Genomic DNA, 21,654 nt, shown 5'->3' on the forward strand with positions numbered 1-21,654 from the left:
CTGGTCGGGTGATGACGCTGACCGAGCACATTGCGACTCGCTGCTGCGGCCGCGACACCATTACCCGAGCTCGTCCACGGATCGAGGCTTAGATCCAGGTCTTGGCTCGAATGGCGTTCGCCAGGTCGACCAAGGCGTAGCGATGGTTTCGGCCCGGCGCGCTGCGGGCCAGGGCCCGCAGGTTGGCTTCGGTGCCTTCGCGCAGGTCGCGGTCGGTGAAGGGGGCGCCGAACAGGGTGGCGTCCTGTCGTTTCGGCGTATTGCCCGCCTGTAGCCAAGCCAGGGCGGCGCCGAGGACAAGGACGCGCATCTGGACCGCGCGGCTCTCGCCCTTCGGGATGGCAAGCATTCGGGAGGCCGCGATGTGCAGGGTCGCTTCCTCGAGTTCGCCCACCGGCGCGGAGGTGAGCAGCAGCAGCACGGCGGTCACGCGTGCCGTGCTGTAATGCCGCGACGCGGCGGGGACCTCGTCGAGCGCGCGCACCGCATCGGCGACCCGGCCCGCCGTGGCCAGCTGCCTGGCCAGGCCGAAGGCGGCGCTCACCACCGCGCGGTTGGTGCGCCACACCGTGTCGTAGAACTTCTCGGCATAGACCCGCCATTGCTCCGGATCGTCGGAATCCCATTGCTGCAGTATCAGTTCCGCCGTGGCCGCCAGCGCCAGCTTCGGCGCGATTTCGCCCGGCAGCACCTGCAGTACCGCGTCGAAACTGGCGAAAGCCTTTTCGTAATCCTGTTCCAGCAGCTGGGCCTGTCCGGTGTGCCAATTGATACGCCAATCGCGATCGGCGGGCATCCGCGACAGCATATCCAGCGCCGTGGCTGACTCGCCGAGATCGAGGTGCGCCCGCGCCTCCGCGAGCGTCAGCTCCAGATCCATGGTCTCCGGAGTATCCCCGGGATTGGATCCGGCGCGCTCGCGTGCTTCGCGCAGTGCTTCCAGCGCCTGCTGCGGGTCGTGGCGCACGGCGGCGGCGAGCAGCGGCGCGGAAGGATCCGCCGGATCGAGCAGCGGAACAGGAAGGGCCGCGGCGACTTCCCGTGCCGGCAGCCGGCTACTGCGGCCGATGCCGTCGGCGTAGGCATCGGTCTGACTGATCAGCTCCTCGGTGCCGAAATTGGCGCGCTGCGGGCTGAACACCGTGGACAGCTGGGGATGTTCGGCCCCGGTCTCCACGGCCAGGATTTCGCGCAGCACGCCCGCCAGCTGGGCGGACATGGCGCGAGCGGAGGGGAAGCGCCGCTTCGGGTCTGGATCGGTCGCCGACAACAGCAACCGATGGAAGAACTCGTTGTGCTCGAGCACGGGATGTGCTGCGGGGTCTGGAATTCCATCCAGATATCGGCCCTGCTCCATCGGCATGCTCAATGTAAGCACGGCAAGCGTCCGCCCGACGGTGTAGATGTCCGACGCCACAGTCGGCCCGGTCCTTGCTATCTCCGGCGCCTGGAACCCCCGGGTGCCGTAGAGATTTCCGTACGCTTCGAAGGTGGAGACGGCACCGAGGTCGATCAGTTTCACCTGGTCCTCGGTGATCATGATGTTGTCGGGCTTGAGATCGTTGTAGGCCACTCCGATGGAATGCAGGTATTCCAGCGCGGGCAGGATCTCCAGCAGATAGGCGATGGCCTCGGCAACCGGCATCCGCTGTGGCCGCGGATAGGTGTCGAGGATGTCGCGCAGCGATTTGCCGCCGACGTATTCCATGACGATATAGCCGACCGGCTCGCCGTCCTGGCCGGTGTGCTCGACGAAATTGTGGATCTTGACGATGCTGGGATGGGCCACCTCGGCAAGGAATTGGCGCTCGGCCACGGCCACCGCCTGTGCCTCGGCATCGCCCGCGTGCAGCAGGCCCTTGAGCACCACCCAGCGATCGCTGACATTGCGGTCGATCGCCAGGTAGATCCAGCCGAGTCCGCCGTGTGCGATGCAGCCCTGGACCTCGTACTGGTTCGAGACCAAGTCGCCCGGGTACAGCAAGGGCCGGAAATCGTAGGTCGCGCCGCAGGTTTGGCAGGTCCCCGCGGTCATCGCCGGACGGACCGCGGTGGCCCGGCCGACCGGGCTCCCACAGCGCCAGCAGAAGCGCCTGCCTTCGGAGACGACCGGATCGGTGAGCACCGCGTCGAGCGGATCGGCGGGCGCGATGGCCGGGATGGGCACCAGTCCCCCGCCGAGCTTGCGCACTGTCGGCCGTGATCGGACGGTGCGCACGCTGCGGCCGGAGGTCCGCATCGTGGCATTCGAATTCGGCTCCGACTGTGGACGCCGTGTGCCGAGGGTGAAGTCCGCGGCGGTGGTGCCTGGCCCAACGCCTTCGGCGGCGGTGGTGCCCGGCCCAACAGCTTCGGCGGCGGTGGTGTCCGGTCCGGCGGAATTGGCGGCCGAGGTCCCCGGGGCGATGTTTTCGTCAGCTGTGGGGCCGGGCGCGACGGTTGCGGTGTCCGGTGCGGCGGTTTCGGCGGCGGTGGTGTCGGGTCCGATGTTCTCCTCGGCCGCGGGTTCGTGCCCAGGTCGGACCGCCTGGGTGCCCGCTAGGTCATGGTCGGCCGAATCCTCCTGCGGCGCAGGCGAACCATTCCTACCGGAACCGGCGGATTCGTCAGGATCGGCGCCGTGCTTACTCGTCATCGGCGATCAGTCCAGGTAGGTCGGTTCCGGCGGCGCCGGTGGGGGGCCGAGCACGGAAAGCCACTGTCGATAGATTCTGGTCCAGGTGCCGTCGGCTCGGATCCGCTCCAGCGTCCCGTTGACGAAACGCACCAGATCGTCGTTGCCCTTGGGGATGCCGAGGCCGTAGGGCTCGACGCTGATGCTGCCGCCCACCAGTTGGGTGTAGGGATCCTGCGCGGCGAGACCGGCCAGGATGGCGTCGTCGGTGCTCACCGCGTCGACTTGGCGCTGTTGCAGAACCACCAGGCAATCTGCCCAGGTCGGCACCGCGAGGATGGTGGCGCCCGGCTGTTCGTGGCGGATCCGTTCCAGTGAGGTGGTGCCGGGCACCACGCACACCCGCCTGCCCGCGAGGTCGCCGAGGCCGTTGATGCCGGAGTTCTTGACCGCGAGCACGCGCTGGTTGGCGCGCAGGTACACCGTGGAGAACGTCACCTTCTGCCGTCGTTCACAGTTGATCGTCATGGTCTTGGCGACCAGGTCGACGGTGTGATTTTGCAGCGCCCGCTCGCGGTCGGCGGAGCCGAGACTGCGGTATTCGATCAGGTCCGGGCTGCCGAGCAGGTCGCGCGCGACCTCCCTGGCGATGTCGGCGTCGAAGCCGACGACGGCGCCGCTGACCGGATCACGGAAGCTGAACAGGTTGCTGCCGGTGTCCAGTCCGACCACCAGTCGGCCACGCGCGCGGATTGCCTCGATGGTCGGCCCACCGACCGCCGATCCCGTCGGCCGCAGGCTGGCGGTCGGATCGCCGCATTGCGGGTCGACCTGTGGCGTGATCGGTGTATTCGGCAATACCGGGACGGCTTTGGCAGGCAGTGGCGGTTCGTCGTATCGGATGATCTTGACCGGCGCGCTCGTGAGCGAGTCGCTGGCACAACCGCCGGCACAGGCGACAACGAGCAGGGCGGCGGCCAGGATGCCGCGAGTGGTTTTCATCGGTACTCCCGCAGTCGGGGCCACAGACCGAGGCCGACCAAACCCGCGGCGAGGATGCCGAGCACCATCGCGCCGGGGGCAAGGAAGTCGAGCACTCGGGCGCCCTGGGAGATCTTGCCGCGCAAGGTGTCCCTTGTCTTCGCCAGCGCCGCGCCGAGCGACCTGTCCAGCGCGTCCACCTGGGCGGCGGCATCCGCGGTGCCGGGTCCGGTCGCGACCGCTGCCGCACCGTTGAAGTCGCCGTGGGCGAGAGTTTCATTCATTCGCTGATGCGCGGCGCGCCAACGGGCGAGCGCGGTTCGGGCGTTCGCCACGTCCCCGGCTGCGGGCGCGCGCGTCGGGTAGCCGTCGAGCAGTTCGGTCAGCCGGGCGATGCTGTAATCGTAGGTGCGGTCGTAATCGCCGGTCGCATCGCGTCGCACCAGTTTCAATGTTTCGGCGGAACGCGCCTGCTGGGTCACGATGCGGCTCTCGGTCAACCGGGAGGCGGGCACCGCCGCACCGTCACGGCCGCTGATCATCGACACGGCCGAGATCGACCCGGCGACCACGGTCCAGGCCAGCAGGGTCACCATCGCGGCGGAGGCGAGCAGCAGTCCGGGATTGATCACGCGGTGCCAGCGCTTGGCCAGCTCGATTTGCGCCCAGACCAAAAACGCCAAGGCGAGTATCAGCAGCATGATGGCGGGCCACGGTGGCTGCGCGTGGTGGCGCTGGGCCGCGTCGACCGCGCCCGATCGATGATCCTGTAGTTCCTGAGCCATCGGCAGCAGCGCCGTCTGCATCTGATTCGATGCCTCGCTCAAGTACGCCGCGCCGACCGGATATCCGCTGCGATTGTTGGCTCGGGCCGTCTCGATCAGACCCGAATACACGGGCAGGCCGGTGGCGATCCCCGTCCGCAGCCGGGTGTCGGGGTCGGCAGATGCCATGGGCCCGGACTGGGTCACCAGTTCCGAGGACGCCTCGCCGAGTGCCTGACTGTATCGGTCGCGCACGGCCTCGGGTTCCAGGCCGCCCGCGATGAACGCGGTGCTCGCCGCGGCGTCCGCGATGGACAGCGTGGTGTAGAGCCGCTGTGCGGACTGCGCGTCCGGCTCGGTGTCGTCGAGCAGGATGTCGAGCGCCTGCTGACGATCGCTCACCGTGACCGCCGAAACGACGCCCGCCGCCAGGCATAGGCCGATGAGCACCAGGCCGAACGCGATGAGCCGTCCCGGTGAGGACTGCGCGAATGATCGCAGATTGGCCGGGTCGAGATGCTCACGCACCGCCGAGTTGCGCGCGGCACCGAGATGCTTGCGCGCGGGCTCGGTTACGACCGACGGCGGCTGCGCAGCCGTCGCCTGCTCGGTGCGAGCCATCTCCACCTCCCCGGTTTTGTGGCGCACGTACGCGCCGTGTCGGAGTTTATTGTGGTCTTACCGGTGCCGTGGCGTGTGAAACACCCCTGCCACGGCTGGATGAGGATGGTTTGGCAGATGCGTGGTGACGGTGACGGTTGGTCGGACGACCCCGACGGCTTGCGGCACTGGGGCCGCTTCGGCGCGGCCGGCCTGCTGCTGCGCGCTCCGCTGGTCGGCGGTGGTTCCGCGGTGTTGCTGCAGCATCGCGCGCTGTGGAGCCATCAGGGCGGCACCTGGGCGCTGCCGGGCGGTGCGCGCGACAGCCACGAGACGCCCGTGCACGCCGCAGTACGCGAGGCATGGGAGGAGGCGGGTATCAATCCCGCCGACGTCCGGGTGCGCGGGGAACGGGTCACGGCCACCTCGTCGAGCGGCTGGACCTATACGACCGTGGTCGCCGATGCCGTGATGCCCCTGCCGACCAGTCGCAACCGCGAGAGCACCGCGTTGGCGTGGGTGCCGGAAGACGAGGTCGACGCCCGTCCGCTGCACCCTGGCTTCGCCGCCTCCTGGCCGTCGCTGCGTGCCGCGCCCGCTCGCGTCTGCTTGGACGATGTGGTGGACGCCCCCGCCGTCGCGGCCGCGCTGCCGCGCACCGTCGACCTGGCCGACGACGGGTTCGTCTGGCTGCATTCGGATCCGGATGGCCCCGGCGGTTGCGCCAGGATCGTCGACCCGGCGGTGGTTGCCGCGCGGGATTCGAGCGCTACGGCGGCAGCATCGGATTCGGCCTCGGTCGCCGATATCGCGACGGCCGGCCCGATCCTCTCGCTCACTCGCGTTCAGGTCGTTTCCTAGGTGCGGTGCGGCAGTCGTCCGGAACCGAACCTCGGTGGACCGGAGTCGACGGGATGCTGGGCGAGGGGTGCTCAGCCCTATGCGTTTTCGAGCAGCGCGGACTTGAGTTCTCGTGCCGCGGCCTCCGGATCACGGGCTTCGGTGATCGCTCGCACCACGACGATGCGGTCGGCCCCGGCTTCCAGTAGCTCCGGCAACCGCGGGCCGTCCACACCGCCGATCGCGAACCAGGGCCGGGTCGGGTGGGCGTCGGCGGTGGAGCGCACCAGATCCAGTCCGGCGGCCTGGCGGCCGGGTTTGGTCGGGGTCGTCCACACCGGACCGGTGCAGAAGTAATCGATGTGCTCGTCGATCGCGGCGAGTCCGGCCTGCGCGCGATTGTGGGTGGAGCGCCCGATCACCACCTCGGGTCCGAGGATGCGCCGGGCGTACCAGGGCGGCAGGTCGCCCTGTCCGAGGTGCAGCACATCGGCGCCCGCCGCGAGTGCGATATCGGCGCGGTCGTTCACCGCGACCAACCCACCGTATCTGTGGGCCGCGGCCTTGAGTTCGGCGAGCGCGCCGAGCTCGGCCTTGGCCTCCAGCGGACCGAACTTCGCCTCGCCGGGCGAGCCCTTGTCTCGGAGCTGAATGATGTCGACGCCGCCCGCGAGGGCGGCCGCGGCGAACTTGGCCAGATCGCCCTTCTCCCGGCGAGCGTCGGTACAGAGATAGAGCCGCGCGGTTGCCAGACGCTCCCTGGGCGGGAGGGACCGGTACGGGTGGGAGGGTTGCACGCCTTCGACCGTAGCCGCGCTACCGTGGGGATGCGAATAAGAAGGCAGGTGGAACGGATGCGGACTTTGGCTGTCGTCGGTGGCGGCGCCATCGGACTCGCTGTGTCCTGGCGGGCCGCGCAGGCGGGCTGGTCGGTCACGAACTTCGACCCCGCCGTCGGATCCGGCGCCTCATGGGTTGCGGGGGGCATGCTGGCCCCGCTGTCCGAAGGCTGGCCGGGGGAGGATCTCGTCCTCGAATTCGGCGCCGCCTCACTGGCCCGCTGGCCGGAATTCGCCGGGCGCATCGAGGCCGCCACCGGAGTGCGTGTCTTCGTCGCCGATGAGACATTGACCGTCGCGCTCGACGGGGCCGATGCCGCCGACCTGCGCACGGTGGCCGACTGGGTGGGCGGTCGCGGCAACGAGCTGCGCCTGCTGGATCGGGCGGGCGTGCGTGCCCTGGAGCCTGCACTGGCCCGCACGGTGCGCGCCGGTCTGCTCGCACCCGCCGAGCCCGCCATCGACAACCGGCGCCTGCTCGATGCTTTGCGGCAGGCCTGCGTGGCCGAGGGGGTCGAGTTCCGCGCCGAATCGGTCGCCGAACTCGACGCACTGCCGCATGACCAGATCGTGCTCGCGGCGGGCGCGGCCTCCGCAGGCCTGTGGCCGCAGCTGCCGGTCCGTCCCGTCAAGGGGGAGATCCTGCGCCTGCGGCATCGGCCCGGCGCGACGCCCCCGCCGACGCGGGTGATCCGGGCCCGAGTACACGGCAGGCCGGTCTATCTGGTGCCGCGCGCGGACGGAATCGTCGTCGGCGCAACGCAATACGAGGCAGGCTTCGATACCGCGGTGACCGTGGCCGGTGTCCGTGACCTGATCGCGGACGCCGAGGCGGTGCTGCCCGGTATCGGCGAGTACGAATTGGCCGAGGCCAGTGCGGGTTCGCGGCCGGGCACCCCGGACAATCTGCCGCTGATCGGCAGACTCTCCGACCGGATCGTCGCGGCGACCGGACACGGCCGCAACGGCATGCTCGCCGTCCCGCTCACCGTCGACGCGGTGCTGAGCGTGCTCGACGGCACGGTGCTCACGGCGGCGGAAGCCGCCGATCCGCAACGTTTTTCGGCGCCAGGTGCGCCGTCCCTATCGTCGTCCGCAGGAGGAATTCGATGACCGCGACGTCAATCCCTATCGGTGTCACCGTGAACGGCGCCGACCACGAGTTCGCCGAAGCACTGACCGTGCGTGAGCTGCTCGACCGCCTCGGGCTGCCGAATCAGGGCGTCGCGCTCGCGGTGGACGGTGCGGTGTTCCCGAAGTCCCGCTGGGGCGAGCCGGTCGGGCGCGGCTGGCAGATCGAGGTGCTCACGGCGGTCCAGGGTGGCTGACGCACTGGAGATCGCGGGCAAGCGGTTCGGCTCGCGGCTGATCATGGGCACCGGCGGCGCGGACAATCTCGCCGTGCTCGAGGAGGCGTTGATCGCCTCCGGTACCGAACTCACCACGGTCGCGATGCGCCGCGTGGACGCCGTCGGCGGCACCGGCGTGCTCGATCTACTGAAGCGCCTGGACATTACGGCGCTGCCCAATACGGCGGGCTGTCGCACCGCCGCCGAAGCGGTGCTCACCGCACAGCTGGCCGCCGAGGCGCTCGACACCAACTGGGTAAAGCTCGAGGTGATCGCCGACGAGCGAACCCTGCTTCCCGACCCCATCGAATTGCTCACCGCCGCAGAACAACTGGTCGACGCGGGTTTCGTGGTGCTGCCCTACACCACCGACGACCCGATCCTGGCCCGCAGGCTGGAGGACGCGGGCTGCGCCGCGGTCATGCCGCTCGGCGCCCCGATCGGCACCGGTCTCGGCATCGGCAACCCGCACAACATCGAGATGATCGTGGCCGGGGCGGGGGTCCCCGTCATCCTCGACGCGGGCATCGGCACCGCGAGCGACGCCGCCCTCGCCATGGAGCTCGGCTGCTCGGCCGTCCTGCTCGCCACCGCCGTGACGAGGGCCCGACGCCCCGCGCTGATGGCCGCCGCCATGGCGGACGCCGTGCGCGCTGGGCATCTGGCCCGCCAGGCCGGCCGCATCCCCAAGCGTTTCTGGGCGCAGGCGTCCTCGCCCGCGCTCTAGGGGAACATCCGCAGACCCCTCGGGGTCGAGATCATCCTCGAGGATGATCCGACTCGACACTTTCTAGTGACGCGTGCGGCCCTTTCTTGCGCAATGCTGGTACTCATGATCGAGCTGAGGGGCCTGACCAAGCACTACGGGCAGACCGTCGCCGTTCAGGATTTGTCCTTCACCGTCCGTCCCGGACAGGTGACAGGCTTCCTTGGACCCAACGGCGCCGGTAAATCGACCACTATGCGGATGATCCTCGGGCTGGACAAGCCCACCGCGGGAACCGCACTGATCAACGGAAAGCCGTACCACGAGCTCGACCATCCGTTGCGTGCCGTCGGCGCGCTGCTGGACGCGAAGTGGGTGCATCCGAATCGTTCGGCGCGCGCGCACCTGCAGTGGATGGCCGCATCCAACGACATCGCGTCCTCGCGCGTCGACGAGGTGTTGCGCTTGGTCGGCCTGTCCGAGGTGGCGGGCAAGAGCGCGGGCGGATTCTCGCTCGGCATGTCGCAGCGGCTCGGCCTCGCGGGCGCACTGCTCGGCGATCCGCAGGTGCTGCTGTTCGACGAGCCGGTCAACGGCCTCGACCCCGAGGGCATTCTCTGGATTCGCCGGTTCATGCAGCGTCTGGCCGCGGAGGGCCGCACCGTGCTGGTGTCGAGCCACCTGCTTTCGGAGATGGCGCAGACCGCCGAGCACCTGGTGGTGATCGGCAAGGGTCAGTTGATCTCCGATACGACCACCCAGGAATTCATCGAACGCGCCTCGGAAGCGTCGGTGCGGGTGCGCAGCCCGCAGCTCGAACAGCTGCGCAGTGTGCTCACCTCCAACGGCATGACCGTGCGCGAAGACGGTGAGAGCAGTGACGGTCCCGCCTTGGTCGTAGCGGGCGTGACCAGCGACGATGTCGGCAAGCTCGCGGGCGCGAACGACATCACGTTGTTCGAGCTCGCGCCGCAGCGGGCCTCGCTGGAAGAGGCATTCATGCGGATGACCGGCGGCGCGGTGCAGTACCACGGCGAAGGCTTCGATCAGGTGATGGGAGGTGCGCTCTGATGGGCGTGCTGGCAGCAGAACGAATCAAGCTCACCTCGACCAGGTCGCCCTGGTGGTGCTCGGCCATCATCGTGATCCTCGGCATCGGATTGTCGGCGCTGTTCGCGCTGGTCGTGCGTTCCGCGGGTGACAATCCCGACGAGGGGACGCCGACGCTGGACATCGGCACCGCGACCGCGGGCGTCACCGGTTTCGGCATCATGGTGCTGATGATCATGGCCGCGTTGACGGTGACCAGCGAATATCGCTTCGGCGTCATCCGGACGACGTTCCAGGCCGTACCGCATCGGACGAAGGTCCTGGTGACCAAGACCGCGCTGGTCGGCGGCTTCGGGGCGGTGCTCACCACGATCATCGCGCTGATCGCCATTGCCGTAGCCAAAGTGGTCGGCGGCTCGAAGGCGGCCGCCGATGTGGTGCTCGAGGACCATTGGCGTTCGGTGTACGGCATTCCGATCTACGCGTTCTTCGCCGTCGCGCTCGCCATCGGCATCGGTGTGCTCGTTCGGCAGTCGGCCGCGGCGATCTCCCTGGTCGTGTTGTGGTCCTTGCTGATCGAGCCGCTGCTGAGCGCCTTCGGCAGCTTCGGTCGCAATGTGGCGCCGTTCCTGCCCTTCCAGAACATCACTCGCTTCGTGAGCTCCTCGGAGTCCACCGCGAACTGGCACTGGGGCGTCTGGGGCAGCCTGGCTTACTTCATCGCTTTCGTGGCGATCATCTTCGGCGCGGCGCTGGTCACGGTGAACCAGCGCGACGCCTGAGCAAGGAGCTACCCGAGTAGCCCTCCCTCGCCACTCGGGTGTGGGGCGCGTCACCTTGTCGGGAGGAATCGCGCGCCCTTCGTCACCGCCTGCCACTGCCCGGCGGACGGTGCGATCGCCGGTCCGGTGTGTGAATCCCCTTCCACACCGGGCCGGCGATCTCGTTTCCGACCGCTTCTGTCGCGTGTGAACATCGCGGAAACTGTGAAATAGGCCGCTTCCGTCTGGAATCTGTGCTGGGTAGCATCGGCTCCAGCAACTATCACGTTATCTATCGGCGGCCCCAATGTCGTGCCCGCTCCGTCTGATCGTGAGGTGGCAGTGGCGATGATAAGTAACCCGCCGACGGTAGGTCGGCTGAGATACGCTCGGGGCGTGAGCGAAACACCTTCCGGCGGTGCTGAGCCGGAGTCGACGCCAGGGGAGACCGGCGGCATTCCGTCCGAGGTAGTCATACCGCTGGTGCCCGTCGACGAGGACGGTTCGCCTCGTCGTTCGGAGCCTGGGCTTCGCCGGGGGCAGCTTTCCGCACTGATGAATGCGAATCAGCGACCAGATCTGATCGGTGCGCTGCGGAAGGCGCGTGAGCAGCTTCCAGGTGATCCGGCCTTCGGCGATCCGCTGTCGGTTTCGGGTCCCGGCGGCGCTCGCGCGGTCGCCCGCGCCGCGGACAAACTGGTCGGTGATACACCTAGCGCGGCCCGTGAGATCGGGTTCGGCGCGCTCCAGGTCTGGCAGGCCGTGTTGGAGCGAGTCGGTCGCGGCAGAGGTAGCCAAGAGATAACTGTGATGTTCACCGATCTGGTGGCGTTCTCCAGTTGGTCGCTGTCGGCGGGAGATGAGGCGACGCTCGAACTTCTGCGGGTGGTAGCCAAGGCCATCGAGCCCCCGATCGCCGACCGGGGCGGTCACCTCGTCAAGCGCATGGGTGACGGCGTGATGGCCGTGTTCACCTCGGCTGATCGTGCGGTGCACGCCGCGACGCAGGCCAAGCGCAACCTGGGCGAGGTCGAGGTCCGCGGCTACCGGCCGCAGATGCGCGTCGGGCTGCACACCGGCTCACCGCGCGAGATCGGTGGCGACTGGCTCGGTGTGGACGTCACCATCGCCGCGCGAGTGATGGAAGCGGGCGGCAACGGCAACACGATGGTGTCGGAGGCGACGCTGGATTCGCTGCGGCCGGAGACGTTGGAGGAATTGGGGTACACGATCAAGCCTTATCGGCGGAGTTTTTTTGCGGCGCCGTTGAGTGGGGTGCCGGAGGACTTGAGGATTTTTCGGCTGAGTTGAAGGCGGGGGCTGCCCCGTCTTTCGGTCATAGGTGAACCTAGGGGCGGGTCTTTCGGGCTGAGTTGGCTGGGGATTGTCGTGAGCTAGGCGGGCTGGTGGGTCTCGATTTCAGCCCGGTGAACTGAGCACTGACGGGTCGGCATCCCTATCCCTGTCGGGCGGTGTCGTCTCCGTTCAGGTTTGCGAAATTCACCGGTATCGCGGCGCGCAGGTCGGAACCATTCCCGCGCAACGTATTCGGCGACCGCGAGCTGGTTGATGGTCCAGTCCCTGTGGGGTCGTTGGAAGTAGAGGCCGCAGGCGGCGGGTTTGATGTCGGCGTTAGTCGCCGTCCTCACGCGGTGGCCTGATCGGCGGCGGTTCATAGGGTTTGAAGTTGGGGTTGGCTATGAGTCCAGCGCTCGGGTCGTGGGGGTCGCGGAGTTCGCCTTTGATCTTGTCGGGTGGCACGTTCGGGAACACCACCTCGCCCGCCTCGCCTGCCTCGTAACGGGGTCCGTGCGGGTTGTATTTCCGTGCATCCTCGATGTCCGTGTAATTGCGCGCGTCCTCGATGACGTACACGTGCCTGCCCGGGTCGTCCAATGGATAGAGCGCCGCGACCTCGAGCTCCTTCGCGGTGTAGATCCGGCCATCGTAGCCGGGGCGGGGGTCCATGAGCGCGCGGTCGGCGTCCGGGGCGTCGCGCCACGCCTGGAAGCCTTCTGTGAAGATCACCTCCCGAGGCTGCCCGTCGCCGCGATAGACCTCGCTCATGCGCGGTTCCCTTCCCGCGATCTCCGGAAGGAAGGGCAACGGATCCCCGTAGTCGCGTGCCGCCCGTTCGAGCTTATCCTTCCAGTCCCACATGGACTGGGCGTGTGCTCTCCCGGTCACACCTTGCTGGCGCAGATGGTCTTGTTTGATCTGAATGGCTCGACCCCAGGTGCGGTTCGCCAGCCATTGCGCTCTCTCTGCCTCCTTCTCAACGGCGTCATCCGTGCCTGTCCACGCCCATGTGTCGTCGTCGTCCGTTTCACGCATTTTCAATGGCATCTCGTGTTCGCGCACATGTTCACGCAGGTCGCGATAGAACATGTCCTCGGTGCCGGGTGGATCGCGGTCGAGCCTCTCTCGAATCGTTGTACTCGCCCTGTCGAATCGAGTGTCCAGGGAAATGCCGCGGATCCGTTCGGCGAGGGCCGCGTCAACATGTCCGGTTTCGGGCACCACGGAATGCAAGGCATCCCCGTCCCTCCGGAGCCTGAGGGCCAAGCCCGCTGCGGCCTCACCCAGACAGTTCAGCCGACGCGCCGCAGCAACCATGGCTCGTGCAACATCGATGCCTAGCCTCATCACAGCAAACCCCGGCCCAGACTGGCCTGGCTCTCCATTGGCGCTGGCGTATCGCGGTTTTCGGCCGGTCCGAGCATCGCCGCCATGCCGAAAATATACCGGAATCACTCTCGCGCAGGCGCTTGTCAATGGCCATGTTGAGGGGCTCTGGAGCAGATTTCGCCAGCAGAGTCAGAGAGAGGCGTAGTAGTCATGCGATGAACGTGCACCTTGACCTAGGGTCAAGGTCAAGCGTGCGAACTCCCGCGGTTTCGCTGCCCGGACCACCCGCCAATCCCCGACCAGCAGCTACCGCAAGGTTGGTGGGGATGATGCTCTAGCTCATCCAGGCGATCGCGCCCGCCACCGCCAGGGCTGCGCAGACACCCAGTGCGATCGACAGGGGGCGGAGGGTCTTCCAGGTGGAGTAGGCGCCGCCGAGGAGGAAACCGGCGAGGGCGAGTAGGAGGATGGAGGACACGGCGGGGAGCTTACTCGCAGGTTGTGGGGGTTTAGGTGGGCGTGGGCGATTAACAAGCACGCGTGCTTGCTTTTTTCTGGATCGGATGTGATGCTGGTCTCTGGTACGCGGACTTCACCGGTGCGGCAATGCGGCGGCGCTGGGACGGTTCGCCGCATAGGAGGGCCTCCCAGCTGATGCGTATGCTGGCCGCCGATCCGGATGTGATCCGGATCGGCAACTGTTCCGGGTTCTACGGTGATCGGCTCAGTGCAATGCGCGAGATGCTCGAAGGCGGGCAGCTCGATGTGCTCACCGGTGACTATCTCGCCGAACTGACCATGCTGATCCTCGGCCGTGACCGGATGAAGGATCCGAGCCTCGGCTACGCCAAGACGTTCGTGCGGCAGATCGAGGACTGCCTCGCGCTCGCGCTCGAGCGCAACGTCCAGATCGTCACCAATGCGGGCGGCCTCAACCCGGCAGGGCTCGCGGAGAAACTGCGTAAGGTCGCCGCGGATCTGGGTCTGGATGCCAAGGTCGCCCATGTCGAGGGCGATGACCTGCTCGGGAGGGCGGGCGAACTCGGCCTGGGTGCGCCGCTGACCGCCAATGCCTACCTCGGTGCGTGGGGCATCGTCGAATGCCTGAACGCGGGCGCGGACATCGTGGTCACCGGACGGGTCACCGACGCCTCGGTGATCGTCGGCCCGGCCGCCGCCCACTTCGGTTGGGGGCGAACCGATTACGACCAGTTGGCCGGTGCGGTCATCGCGGGACACGTCATCGAATGCAGCACCCAGGCCACCGGCGGCAATTTCGCCTTCTTCAAGGAGCTGGCCGATCTCGGCCGCCCGGGCTTCCCGATCGCCGAGGTGCGCAGGGACGGCAGCAGCGTCATCACCAAGCATCACGGCACCGGTGGCGCGGTCACCGTGGACACCGTCGAGGCGCAGCTGATGTACGAGATCCAGGGCGCGCGCTACGCGGGACCGGATGTCACCGCGCGACTGGACACCATCCGGCTCGACCAGGACGGCCCCGACCGCGTGCGGATCAGCGGCGTGACAGGTGAAGCGCCACCGCCGCAGCTCAAGGTCTCGCTGAATACGCTCGGCGGCTTCCGCAACGAGATGGAGTTCATCCTCACCGGGCTGGACATCGAGGCGAAAGCCGAACTGGCGCAACGTCAGCTGGAGTCCTGGCTGCCCGTGCGGCCCGCCGAGCTGAGCTGGACGCTGGCTCGCCTCGACCGGCCGGACGCCGAGACCGAGGAGCAGGCCAGCGCGCTGCTGCGCTGTGTGGTTCGTGATCCCGACCCCAACAAGGTCGGCCGTGCCTTCTCCAATGTGGCGGTCGAGCTGGCGCTGGCCAGCTATCCGGGCGCCAGCTTCACCAGCCTGCCCGGCAACGGTTCCCCGTACGGCGTGTACACGCCGGGATTCGTCGATGCCACCGAGGTTCCGCACGCGGCGGTGCTGCCGGAGGGCACCAGGGTCGAGATCGCGCCCGCGTCGGACACGCTGGCACTGGCCGACGTCGCCGAACCCGGACTTCCGGAACCGTTGCCAGCCAGCGAAACTCGCAGGGAACCACTCGGCACGATCGCGCTGGCGCGCAGCGGAGACAAGGGCGGCAACGCCAATATCGGTGTCTGGGTGCGCACCGACGACCAGTGGCGGTGGCTCGTGCACGCGCTCACTGTCGAGCGGCTCGAGCAGTTGCTGCCCGAAGCCGCCGCGCTGACCGTCACCCGGCACGTACTGCCGAATCTGCGCGCCGTGAACTTCATCATCGAAGGTCTGCTCGGGAAGGGCGTTGCCTACCAGGCCCGATTCGACCCACAGGCCAAGGGGCTCGGCGAATGGCTGCGCTCGCGTCATATCGATATCCCACTGGAGCTGTTGCCATGAGTGAGCACTACGCGCTGAGCGCACACCCGTCTCGCGCTATCGAAAGAAAGCGGGAGGTGACGGGGCTGTGAGTGTTGCCGTGAGCCCGTGGAACACCCCCGAGCGGCGCGAATTACGCGCCACCGTGCGCGGTTTCGCCGAGCGCGAGGTCCTCCCGTATCTCGACGACTGGGAGCGCGACGGCGAGATCCCGCGCGAACTGCACAAGAAGGCGGGCGAGCTCGGCCTGCTCGGTATCCAATTCCCCGAATCCGTTGGCGGTTCCGGTGGTGACGGCATCGACGCGATGATCGTGTGCGAGGAACTGCACCAGGCCGGCGGTTCCGGCGGCCTGTTCGCCTCGCTGTTCACCTGCGGTATCGCCGTGCCGCACATCATCGCCTCCGGCAACGAAGACCTGATCGAACGCTTCGCGCGCCCGACGCTGGCCGGGGAGAAAATCGGCTCGCTCGCCATCACCGAGCCGGGCGGCGGCTCCGACGTCGGCCACCTCACCACCACCGCGCGCCGCGACGGCGACCACTACATCGTCAACGGCGCCAAGACCTACATCACCTCGGGCGTCCGCGCCGACTTCGTCGTCACCGCGGTGCGCACGGGCGGCCCTGGCGCGGGCGGTATTTCGCTGCTCGTCGTGGAGAAAGGCACACCGGGCTTCACGGTCAGCCGCAAGCTGGAGAAGATGGGCTGGCTCGCCTCCGACACCGCCGAGCTGTCCTACGTGGATGTCCGGGTGCCGGTGGAGAATCTGGTGGGCGCCGAGAACTCCGGCTTCTATCAGATCGCGGGCGCGTTCGTCAGCGAGCGCGTAGGCCTTGCGGTACAGGCATATTCGCAGGCCCAGCGCTGCCTGGACCTCACCCTGGAATGGGTGCGCAACCGGGAGACCTTCGGCCGCCCGCTGATCAGCAGGCAGTCCGTGCAGAACACCGTGACCGAAATGGCCCGCCGTATCGACGTGGCCAGGGTCTACACCCGAGATGTGGCCCAGCGCAGCGCGAACGGCGAAACCGATCTGATCGCCGAGGTGTGCTTCGCCAAGAACACCGCCGTCGAGGCGGGCGAGTGGGTGGCCAACCAGGCCGTGCAGCTGTTCGGCGGGCTGGGCTACATGCGCGAATCCGAAGTGGAACGCCAGTATCGCGATATCCGCATCATCGGCATCGGCGGCGGCACCACCGAAATCCTGACCGGTCTGGCGGCGAAACGATTGGGGTACCAGTCTTGACGACACTACGCACCACCCTCGACACCGGATCGCCGGAGTACACGGCGGCCGCCGAGGCGATGACCGCCAAGCTCACCGAGGTGGAGGCCGAGTTCGCCAAGGCGATCGCAGGCGGCGGACCGGACAAGCTGGCCAGGCATCGCAAGCGCGGCAAGATGACCGCGCGCGAACGCATCGAGCTGCTCCTGGATGAGGACTCCCCGTTCCTGGAGCTGTGCGCACTCGCCGGATGGGGCAGCGAATTCCACGTCGGCGCGAGCACTATCGCCGGAATCGGCATCGTCGAGGGCGTCGAATGCATGATCGTCGCGCCCGACCCGACAGTGCGCGGCGGCACCTCCAATCCGTGGACGCTGCGAAAGACCTTGCGCATCAACGACATCGTGCGCGAGAACCGGCTGCCGGTGATCTCGCTGGTCGAATCCGGTGGCGCGGACCTGCCCACGCAGAAGGAAGTCTTCGTGCCCGGCGGACGGATGTTCCGCGACCTCACCCAGGCCTCCGCCGCGGGCATCCCCACCATCGCACTGGTTTTCGGCAACTCGACCGCCGGTGGCGCCTACATCCCCGGCATGTCCGACCACGTGGTGATGATCAAGGAACGCTCCAAGGTGTTCCTCGGCGGGCCGCCGCTGGTCAAGATGGCCACCGGTGAGGAGTCCGACGACGAGTCGCTCGGCGGCGCGGACATGCACGCCCGGGTCTCGGGTCTCGCGGATTACTACGCGCTCGACGAGCAGGACGCGATCCGCATCGGCCGCGCCATCGTCAAGCGGCTCAACTGGAAAAAGCAGGGGCCCGCACCGCGCGCCGCGGTGATCGATCCGCTGTACGACCCGGCCGACCTGCTCGGCATCGTCCCGCCGGATCTGAAGATTCCGTTCGATCCGCGCGAGGTGATCGCCCGTATTGTCGACGGCTCCGACTTCGACGAGTTCAAGCCGCTCTACGGCAGTAGCCTGGTCACCGGCTGGGCCGAGCTGCACGGCTATCCGGTCGGCATCCTCGCCAACGCGCGCGGCGTGCTCTTCTCCGAGGAGTCGCAAAAGGCCACCCAGTTCATCCAGCTGGCCAACAAGTCGAACACGCCACTGCTGTTCCTGCACAACACCACCGGCTACATGGTCGGCAAGGAGTACGAGCAGAAGGGCATCATCAAGCACGGCGCGATGATGATCAATGCCGTCTCCAACTCGAAGGTCCCGCACATCTCGGTGCTGATGGGATCCTCCTACGGTGCGGGGCACTACGGCATGTGCGGGCGTGCCTACGATCCGCGCTTCGTCTTCGCCTGGCCGAGTGCGAAATCCGCTGTCATGGGCGGTGCGCAGCTGGCGGGCGTGATCTCCATTGTCGGCCGCGCCGCCGCGGAGGCGAAGGGGCTGCCGTTCGACGAGAACGCCGACGCCGGGATGCGCGCCATGATCGAGGCCCAGATCGAGGCCGAGTCGCTGGCGATGTTCATGTCCGGCCGGCTCTACGACGACGGCGTCATCGATCCCCGCGATACCCGCACGGTGTTGGGAATGTCCTTGTCGGCCATTCACAACGCTCCGATCAAGGGCGCCGATGGCTTCGGCGTCTTCCGAATGTGAGGTCGAACATGACGGCATCGCGAAGCGATTCGATGCAGGGCGGCGGCCGGATGACGGGTGTGCCGATCACGAATGTCTTGGTGGCCAACCGCGGCGAGATCGCGCGGCGTGTGTTCGCCACCTGCCGCGGGATGGGCATCGGCACGGTCGCGGTCTACTCCGACGCGGATGCCGCCGCACCGCACGTCGCCGAGGCCGACGCCGCGGTGCGGCTGCCGGGCAACACCCCTGCGGAAACCTATCTGCGCGGTGAGCTCATCATCGATGCCGCGCTGGCCACCGGCGCGGACGCCGTTCATCCCGGCTACGGATTCCTTTCCGAGAATGCCGAATTCGCGCGTGCCGTGCTGGCCGCCGGGCTCGCCTGGATCGGCCCGCCCGTCGAAGCCATCGAACAGATGGGTTCGAAGGTCGCCTCCAAGAAGATGATGGATGCCGCGGGCGTGCCCGTGCTCGCCGAACTCGATCCCGCCGAGGTCGCCGAGCAGCACCTGCCGGTGCTCATCAAGGCCTCCGCCGGTGGCGGCGGTCGCGGAATGCGCGTGGTGCGCGCCCTCGCCGAGTTGGAGCCGCAGATCGCCGCGGCGCGCCGGGAAGCCGAGTCCGCGTTCGGGGATCCCACGGTGTTCTGTGAGCGGTATCTCGAAACGGGCAGGCACATCGAGGTGCAGGTCATGGCGGACACCCACGGCACAATCTGGGCGGTCGGCGAGCGCGAATGCTCCATCCAGCGTCGTCATCAGAAGGTGATCGAGGAGGCCCCCTCCCCGTTGGTCGAACGGACCGAGGGCATGCGGGAGCGGCTGTTCGAGGCGGCCCGTCTTGCCGCGGGGGCGATCGGATACACCGGTGCGGGCACCGTGGAGTTCCTGGCCGACGAGGCGGGCGAGTTCTTCTTCCTGGAGATGAATACCCGGCTGCAGGTGGAACATCCGGTCACCGAATGCACCACCGGACTCGATCTCGTGCGATCGCAGCTCGAGGTCGCGGCGGGCGGCGAGCTCGCCGCGTCGGCTCCCGCGATGCGCGGACACTCGATCGAGGTCCGGCTCTACGCCGAGGATCCAGCACACGACTGGCAGCCACAGAGCGGCACCGTGCATCGCATCGACATCCCTTCGGTGACAACCGAATTCGGTGTTCTCGATCGGCCGGGCGTGCGCCTCGACACCGGTGTCGTCGACGGCTCGGTCGTCGGTGTGCACTACGACCCGATGCTGGCCAAGGTCATCTCCTACGCCGACACCCGCGCCGAGGCGGCGCGGCTGCTGGCTACGGCATTGCACCGCGCGAAGATTCACGGTCTGGTGACCAACCGCGATCTGCTGGTGCGTGTGCTGCGGCACCCGGCCTTCCTCGCGGGTGACACCGATACCGCGTTCTTCACCACCCATGGACTGGACACGCTCGCCGCGCCCTTGGTATCCGAGGCCGACGAAACGTTGTCGATCGTCGCGGCCGCCCTTGCGGATGCGGCAGCCAATCGCCGCTCCGCGCGGGTCGGCGGCGGTTTCCCCGCGGGCTGGCGCAACCTGCCCTCGCAATCGCAGCGCAAGTCCTACGAGAGCCGGACCACCGGCATCCACGACATCGGCTACCGCTGCACCCGCGACGGCGTGACGGTGGACGGTCACGACGGTCTTGAGCTGGTCGAGGCGACGGCGGATCGGGTCGTGCTCGCGGTGCCCGGCGAACGTGGTCTCGTGCGCAGGCAATTCGCTGTCGCGCGTTACGGCGACTTGGTGTGCATCGATTCGCCGTTGGGACCGGTGAGTGTGCGCAGGCTGCCGCGTTTCAGCGACCCTGCCGACCAGGTGGCCACCGGCTCGCTGCTCGCGCCGATGCCGGGCAGCGTGATTCGGCTCGGTGCGCAGGTCGGCAGCCTGGTGGAACAGGGCCAGCCGATCCTGTGGCTGGAGGCGATGAAGATGGAGCACACCATCTCCGCCCCCGCCGCCGGGGTGCTCAGCGCCCTCAACGTCGCCGTCGGCCAGCAGGTCGATGTGGGCGCCGTGCTCGCCGTCGTGGATCCAGTCGACGAAGACAACCAGGAGGCCCGATGAGAAACCATCGCGCAGCGATCATCGTGGCCGACCGAGTGCGGGGTTCCCGCATGACAAAGGAGATTTGATGAGTTTCATCGAAACCGAGGAGCAGAAGGCGCTGCGGGCGGCGGTCGCCGCGCTCGCGTCGAAGTACAACTACCGCGACTACGTGCTCCCGAAAGCGCGCAAGAACGAGCCGCTCACCGAATTGTGGGACGAGGCAGGCAAACTCGGCTTTCTCGGGGTGAACCTGCCCGAGGAGTACGGCGGCGGCGGCGCGGGCATGTACGAGCTGTCGCTGGTGATGGAGGAGCTCTCCGCCCAGGGCGCGGGTCTGCTGCTGATGGTGGTGTCACCGGCCATCTGCGGCACCATTATCAGCAAGTTCGGCACCGATGCGCAGAAGCAGGAATGGCTGACCAAGCTCGCTGACGGCAGCGGCACGATGGTCTTCGGCATCACCGAACCGGATGCCGGGTCGAACTCGCACCAGATCACCACCACCGCGCGCCGCGACGGCGAGGACTGGATCCTCAACGGCCGCAAGATCTTCATCTCCGGTGTGGACCAGGCCGAGGCGGTGCTCATCGTGTCGCGCACCGAGGACCACAAGACCGGCAAGCTCAAGCCCGCGCTGTTCATCGTGCCGACCGATGCCGAAGGCTTCCACAAGACGCCGCAGGAAATGGACATCATCGAGCCGGACCACCAGTTCACGCTGTTCCTCGATGACGTGCGGCTGCCCGCGACCGCCCTGGTCGGTAGGGAGGACGCGGCCCTGATGCAGCTGTTCTCGGGCCTCAACCCGGAGCGGATCATGGGTGCCGCGATGGCCGTGGGCATGGGCCGCTACGCCATCGAGCGCGCGGTCGAATACGCCAAGGAGCGCACGGTGTGGAAGGCGCCGATCGGTGCGCACCAAGGCATTTCGCATCCGCTGGCCCAGGTGAAGATCGAGCTGGAGCTGGCCAAGCTGATGATGCAGAAGGCCGCGACGCTCTACGACACGGGCGACGAGATGGGCGCGGCCGAGGCCGCCAACATGGCGAAATACGCGGCGGCGGAGGCGAGTATCAAGGCGCTCGATCAGGCCATCCAGACCCATGGCGGTGCGGGACTGACCAAGGAGTACGGCCTCGCCGCCATGCTCGCCGCGGCGCGGATCGGCCGCATCGCACCGGTCAGCCGCGAAATGATCCTGAACTTCGTCGCCCAGCACTCCCTGGGCCTGCCGAAGTCCTACTGACATCCGTGCCCATGTCGCCGCGACCACCATCGACTTCC

The 21,654-nt window shown here is 67.7% G+C and carries 18 protein-coding genes; 12 read left to right on the forward strand and 6 right to left on the reverse strand.

What is annotated here, in order from left to right:
* Window positions 1-88 precede the first annotated feature (88 nt).
* Genes ACFU4Z_RS05025 through ACFU4Z_RS05035 form a run of 3 tightly spaced genes read right to left on the reverse strand, consistent with a single transcriptional unit; the run spans window position 89 to window position 4,980 of the window.
* Window positions 89-2,635 (reverse strand): tetratricopeptide repeat protein, encoded by a 2,547-nt coding sequence (locus ACFU4Z_RS05025; protein ID WP_379059836.1) that lies wholly within the window; start codon window positions 2,633-2,635, stop codon window positions 89-91.
* 6 nt (window positions 2,636-2,641) lie between these two features.
* A complete protein-coding gene (locus ACFU4Z_RS05030) occupies window positions 2,642-3,616 on the reverse strand; it encodes a glutamate ABC transporter substrate-binding protein (RefSeq protein WP_379059837.1) in 975 nt (324 codons plus the stop codon).
* Window positions 3,613-4,980: a hypothetical protein gene (locus ACFU4Z_RS05035; protein WP_379059839.1), complete on the reverse strand. Its 1,368-nt coding sequence runs from the start codon at window positions 4,978-4,980 to the stop codon at window positions 3,613-3,615. The genes ACFU4Z_RS05030 and ACFU4Z_RS05035 overlap by 4 nt, the downstream gene beginning before the upstream one ends.
* A 117-nt stretch (window positions 4,981-5,097) precedes the next feature.
* On the opposite strand from ACFU4Z_RS05035, the gene ACFU4Z_RS05040 reads away from it, so the two are divergent.
* Complete coding sequence (locus ACFU4Z_RS05040) at window positions 5,098-5,820, forward strand: NUDIX domain-containing protein (RefSeq protein WP_379059840.1); 723 nt, start codon at window positions 5,098-5,100, stop codon at window positions 5,818-5,820.
* Window positions 5,821-5,897: 77 nt separating this feature from the next.
* Here the strand turns inward: ACFU4Z_RS05040 and thiE are convergent, their stop codons facing one another.
* The gene (gene thiE / locus ACFU4Z_RS05045; protein ID WP_379059841.1) at window positions 5,898-6,596 is read right to left on the reverse strand and encodes a thiamine phosphate synthase; all 699 of its coding nucleotides are present in this window, start codon (window positions 6,594-6,596) and stop codon (window positions 5,898-5,900) included.
* Window positions 6,597-6,653: 57 nt separating this feature from the next.
* Between thiE and thiO the strand changes: the two genes are divergently transcribed.
* The 6 genes from thiO to ACFU4Z_RS05075 all read left to right on the forward strand — a co-directional run bounded on the left by thiO (window position 6,654) and on the right by ACFU4Z_RS05075 (window position 11,815).
* On the forward strand, window positions 6,654-7,751 hold the full coding sequence (gene thiO, locus ACFU4Z_RS05050) for a glycine oxidase ThiO (protein ID WP_379059842.1): 1,098 nt from the start codon (window positions 6,654-6,656) through the stop codon (window positions 7,749-7,751).
* Window positions 7,748-7,966 carry a sulfur carrier protein ThiS gene (gene thiS, locus ACFU4Z_RS05055; protein ID WP_328406919.1) on the forward strand — a complete coding sequence of 73 codons (219 nt, stop codon included), beginning with the start codon at window positions 7,748-7,750 and terminating at the stop codon, window positions 7,964-7,966. The genes thiO and thiS overlap by 4 nt, the downstream gene beginning before the upstream one ends.
* Window positions 7,959-8,714: a thiazole synthase gene (locus ACFU4Z_RS05060; protein ID WP_379059844.1), complete on the forward strand. Its 756-nt coding sequence runs from the start codon at window positions 7,959-7,961 to the stop codon at window positions 8,712-8,714. Before thiS ends, ACFU4Z_RS05060 begins: the two co-directional genes overlap by 8 nt.
* A 105-nt stretch (window positions 8,715-8,819) precedes the next feature.
* Window positions 8,820-9,764, forward strand: coding sequence for an ABC transporter ATP-binding protein (locus ACFU4Z_RS05065; protein ID WP_379059846.1), 945 nt, complete (start codon window positions 8,820-8,822; stop codon window positions 9,762-9,764).
* The gene (locus ACFU4Z_RS05070) at window positions 9,764-10,525 is read left to right on the forward strand and encodes an ABC transporter permease (protein ID WP_379059849.1); all 762 of its coding nucleotides are present in this window, start codon (window positions 9,764-9,766) and stop codon (window positions 10,523-10,525) included. The genes ACFU4Z_RS05065 and ACFU4Z_RS05070 overlap by 1 nt, the downstream gene beginning before the upstream one ends.
* 534 nt (window positions 10,526-11,059) lie before the next feature.
* Entirely contained in the window at window positions 11,060-11,815 is a 756-nt protein-coding gene (locus tag ACFU4Z_RS05075) for an adenylate/guanylate cyclase domain-containing protein (protein ID WP_379060349.1), read from the forward strand.
* Window positions 11,816-12,136: 321 nt separating this feature from the next.
* On the opposite strand, the gene ACFU4Z_RS05080 is transcribed toward ACFU4Z_RS05075, so the two are convergent.
* Complete coding sequence (locus ACFU4Z_RS05080) at window positions 12,137-12,892, reverse strand: hypothetical protein (RefSeq protein ID WP_379059851.1); 756 nt, start codon at window positions 12,890-12,892, stop codon at window positions 12,137-12,139.
* 574 nt (window positions 12,893-13,466) lie between these two features.
* Window positions 13,467-13,610 (reverse strand): hypothetical protein, encoded by a 144-nt coding sequence (locus tag ACFU4Z_RS05085; protein WP_379059853.1) that lies wholly within the window; start codon window positions 13,608-13,610, stop codon window positions 13,467-13,469.
* A 176-nt stretch (window positions 13,611-13,786) separates the two neighbouring features.
* Between ACFU4Z_RS05085 and ACFU4Z_RS05090 the strand changes: the two genes are divergently transcribed.
* The 5 genes from ACFU4Z_RS05090 (at window position 13,787) to ACFU4Z_RS05110 (ending at window position 21,616) form a co-directional block, all read left to right on the forward strand.
* On the forward strand, window positions 13,787-15,502 hold the full coding sequence (locus ACFU4Z_RS05090; RefSeq protein ID WP_379059854.1) for an acyclic terpene utilization AtuA family protein: 1,716 nt from the start codon (window positions 13,787-13,789) through the stop codon (window positions 15,500-15,502).
* 79 nt (window positions 15,503-15,581) lie between these two features.
* Window positions 15,582-16,730: an acyl-CoA dehydrogenase family protein gene (locus ACFU4Z_RS05095; RefSeq protein WP_379060350.1), complete on the forward strand. Its 1,149-nt coding sequence runs from the start codon at window positions 15,582-15,584 to the stop codon at window positions 16,728-16,730.
* Window positions 16,727-18,325 (forward strand): carboxyl transferase domain-containing protein, encoded by a 1,599-nt coding sequence (locus tag ACFU4Z_RS05100; RefSeq protein WP_328406910.1) that lies wholly within the window; start codon window positions 16,727-16,729, stop codon window positions 18,323-18,325. The genes ACFU4Z_RS05095 and ACFU4Z_RS05100 overlap by 4 nt, the downstream gene beginning before the upstream one ends.
* Before the next feature lie 8 nt (window positions 18,326-18,333).
* Complete coding sequence (locus ACFU4Z_RS05105) at window positions 18,334-20,388, forward strand: acetyl/propionyl/methylcrotonyl-CoA carboxylase subunit alpha (protein ID WP_379059855.1); 2,055 nt, start codon at window positions 18,334-18,336, stop codon at window positions 20,386-20,388.
* 67 nt (window positions 20,389-20,455) lie between these two features.
* Window positions 20,456-21,616 (forward strand): acyl-CoA dehydrogenase family protein, encoded by a 1,161-nt coding sequence (locus ACFU4Z_RS05110; RefSeq protein WP_379059857.1) that lies wholly within the window; start codon window positions 20,456-20,458, stop codon window positions 21,614-21,616.
* The last annotated feature ends 38 nt before the right edge of the window (window positions 21,617-21,654 follow it).

Origin of the sequence: Nocardia sp. NPDC057440, from assembly GCF_042802915.1 — a bacterium.
Classification (GTDB): Bacteria; Actinomycetota; Actinomycetes; order Mycobacteriales; family Mycobacteriaceae; genus Nocardia.

What these genes read in the sequence shown, in the direction of transcription:
- ACFU4Z_RS05110 (WP_379059857.1), top strand. Translation starts at nt 20,456, where the DNA reads ATGAGTTTCATCGAAACCGAGGAGCAGAAGGCGCTGCGGGCGGCGGTC.
- ACFU4Z_RS05030 (WP_379059837.1), bottom strand. Translation starts at nt 3,616, where the DNA reads ATGAAAACCACTCGCGGCATCCTGGCCGCCGCCCTGCTCGTTGTCGCC.
- ACFU4Z_RS05065 (WP_379059846.1), top strand. Translation starts at nt 8,820, where the DNA reads ATGATCGAGCTGAGGGGCCTGACCAAGCACTACGGGCAGACCGTCGCC.
- ACFU4Z_RS05080 (WP_379059851.1), bottom strand. Translation starts at nt 12,892, where the DNA reads ATGTTCTATCGCGACCTGCGTGAACATGTGCGCGAACACGAGATGCCA.
- ACFU4Z_RS05105 (WP_379059855.1), top strand. Translation starts at nt 18,334, where the DNA reads ATGACGGCATCGCGAAGCGATTCGATGCAGGGCGGCGGCCGGATGACG.
- ACFU4Z_RS05075 (WP_379060349.1), top strand. Translation starts at nt 11,060, where the DNA reads ATGAATGCGAATCAGCGACCAGATCTGATCGGTGCGCTGCGGAAGGCG.
- ACFU4Z_RS05035 (WP_379059839.1), bottom strand. Translation starts at nt 4,980, where the DNA reads ATGGCTCGCACCGAGCAGGCGACGGCTGCGCAGCCGCCGTCGGTCGTA.
- thiS (WP_328406919.1), top strand. Translation starts at nt 7,748, where the DNA reads ATGACCGCGACGTCAATCCCTATCGGTGTCACCGTGAACGGCGCCGAC.
- thiO (WP_379059842.1), top strand. Translation starts at nt 6,654, where the DNA reads ATGCGGACTTTGGCTGTCGTCGGTGGCGGCGCCATCGGACTCGCTGTG.
- ACFU4Z_RS05090 (WP_379059854.1), top strand. Translation starts at nt 13,787, where the DNA reads ATGCGTATGCTGGCCGCCGATCCGGATGTGATCCGGATCGGCAACTGT.
- ACFU4Z_RS05040 (WP_379059840.1), top strand. Translation starts at nt 5,098, where the DNA reads ATGCGTGGTGACGGTGACGGTTGGTCGGACGACCCCGACGGCTTGCGG.
- ACFU4Z_RS05025 (WP_379059836.1), bottom strand. Translation starts at nt 2,635, where the DNA reads ATGACGAGTAAGCACGGCGCCGATCCTGACGAATCCGCCGGTTCCGGT.
- ACFU4Z_RS05070 (WP_379059849.1), top strand. Translation starts at nt 9,764, where the DNA reads ATGGGCGTGCTGGCAGCAGAACGAATCAAGCTCACCTCGACCAGGTCG.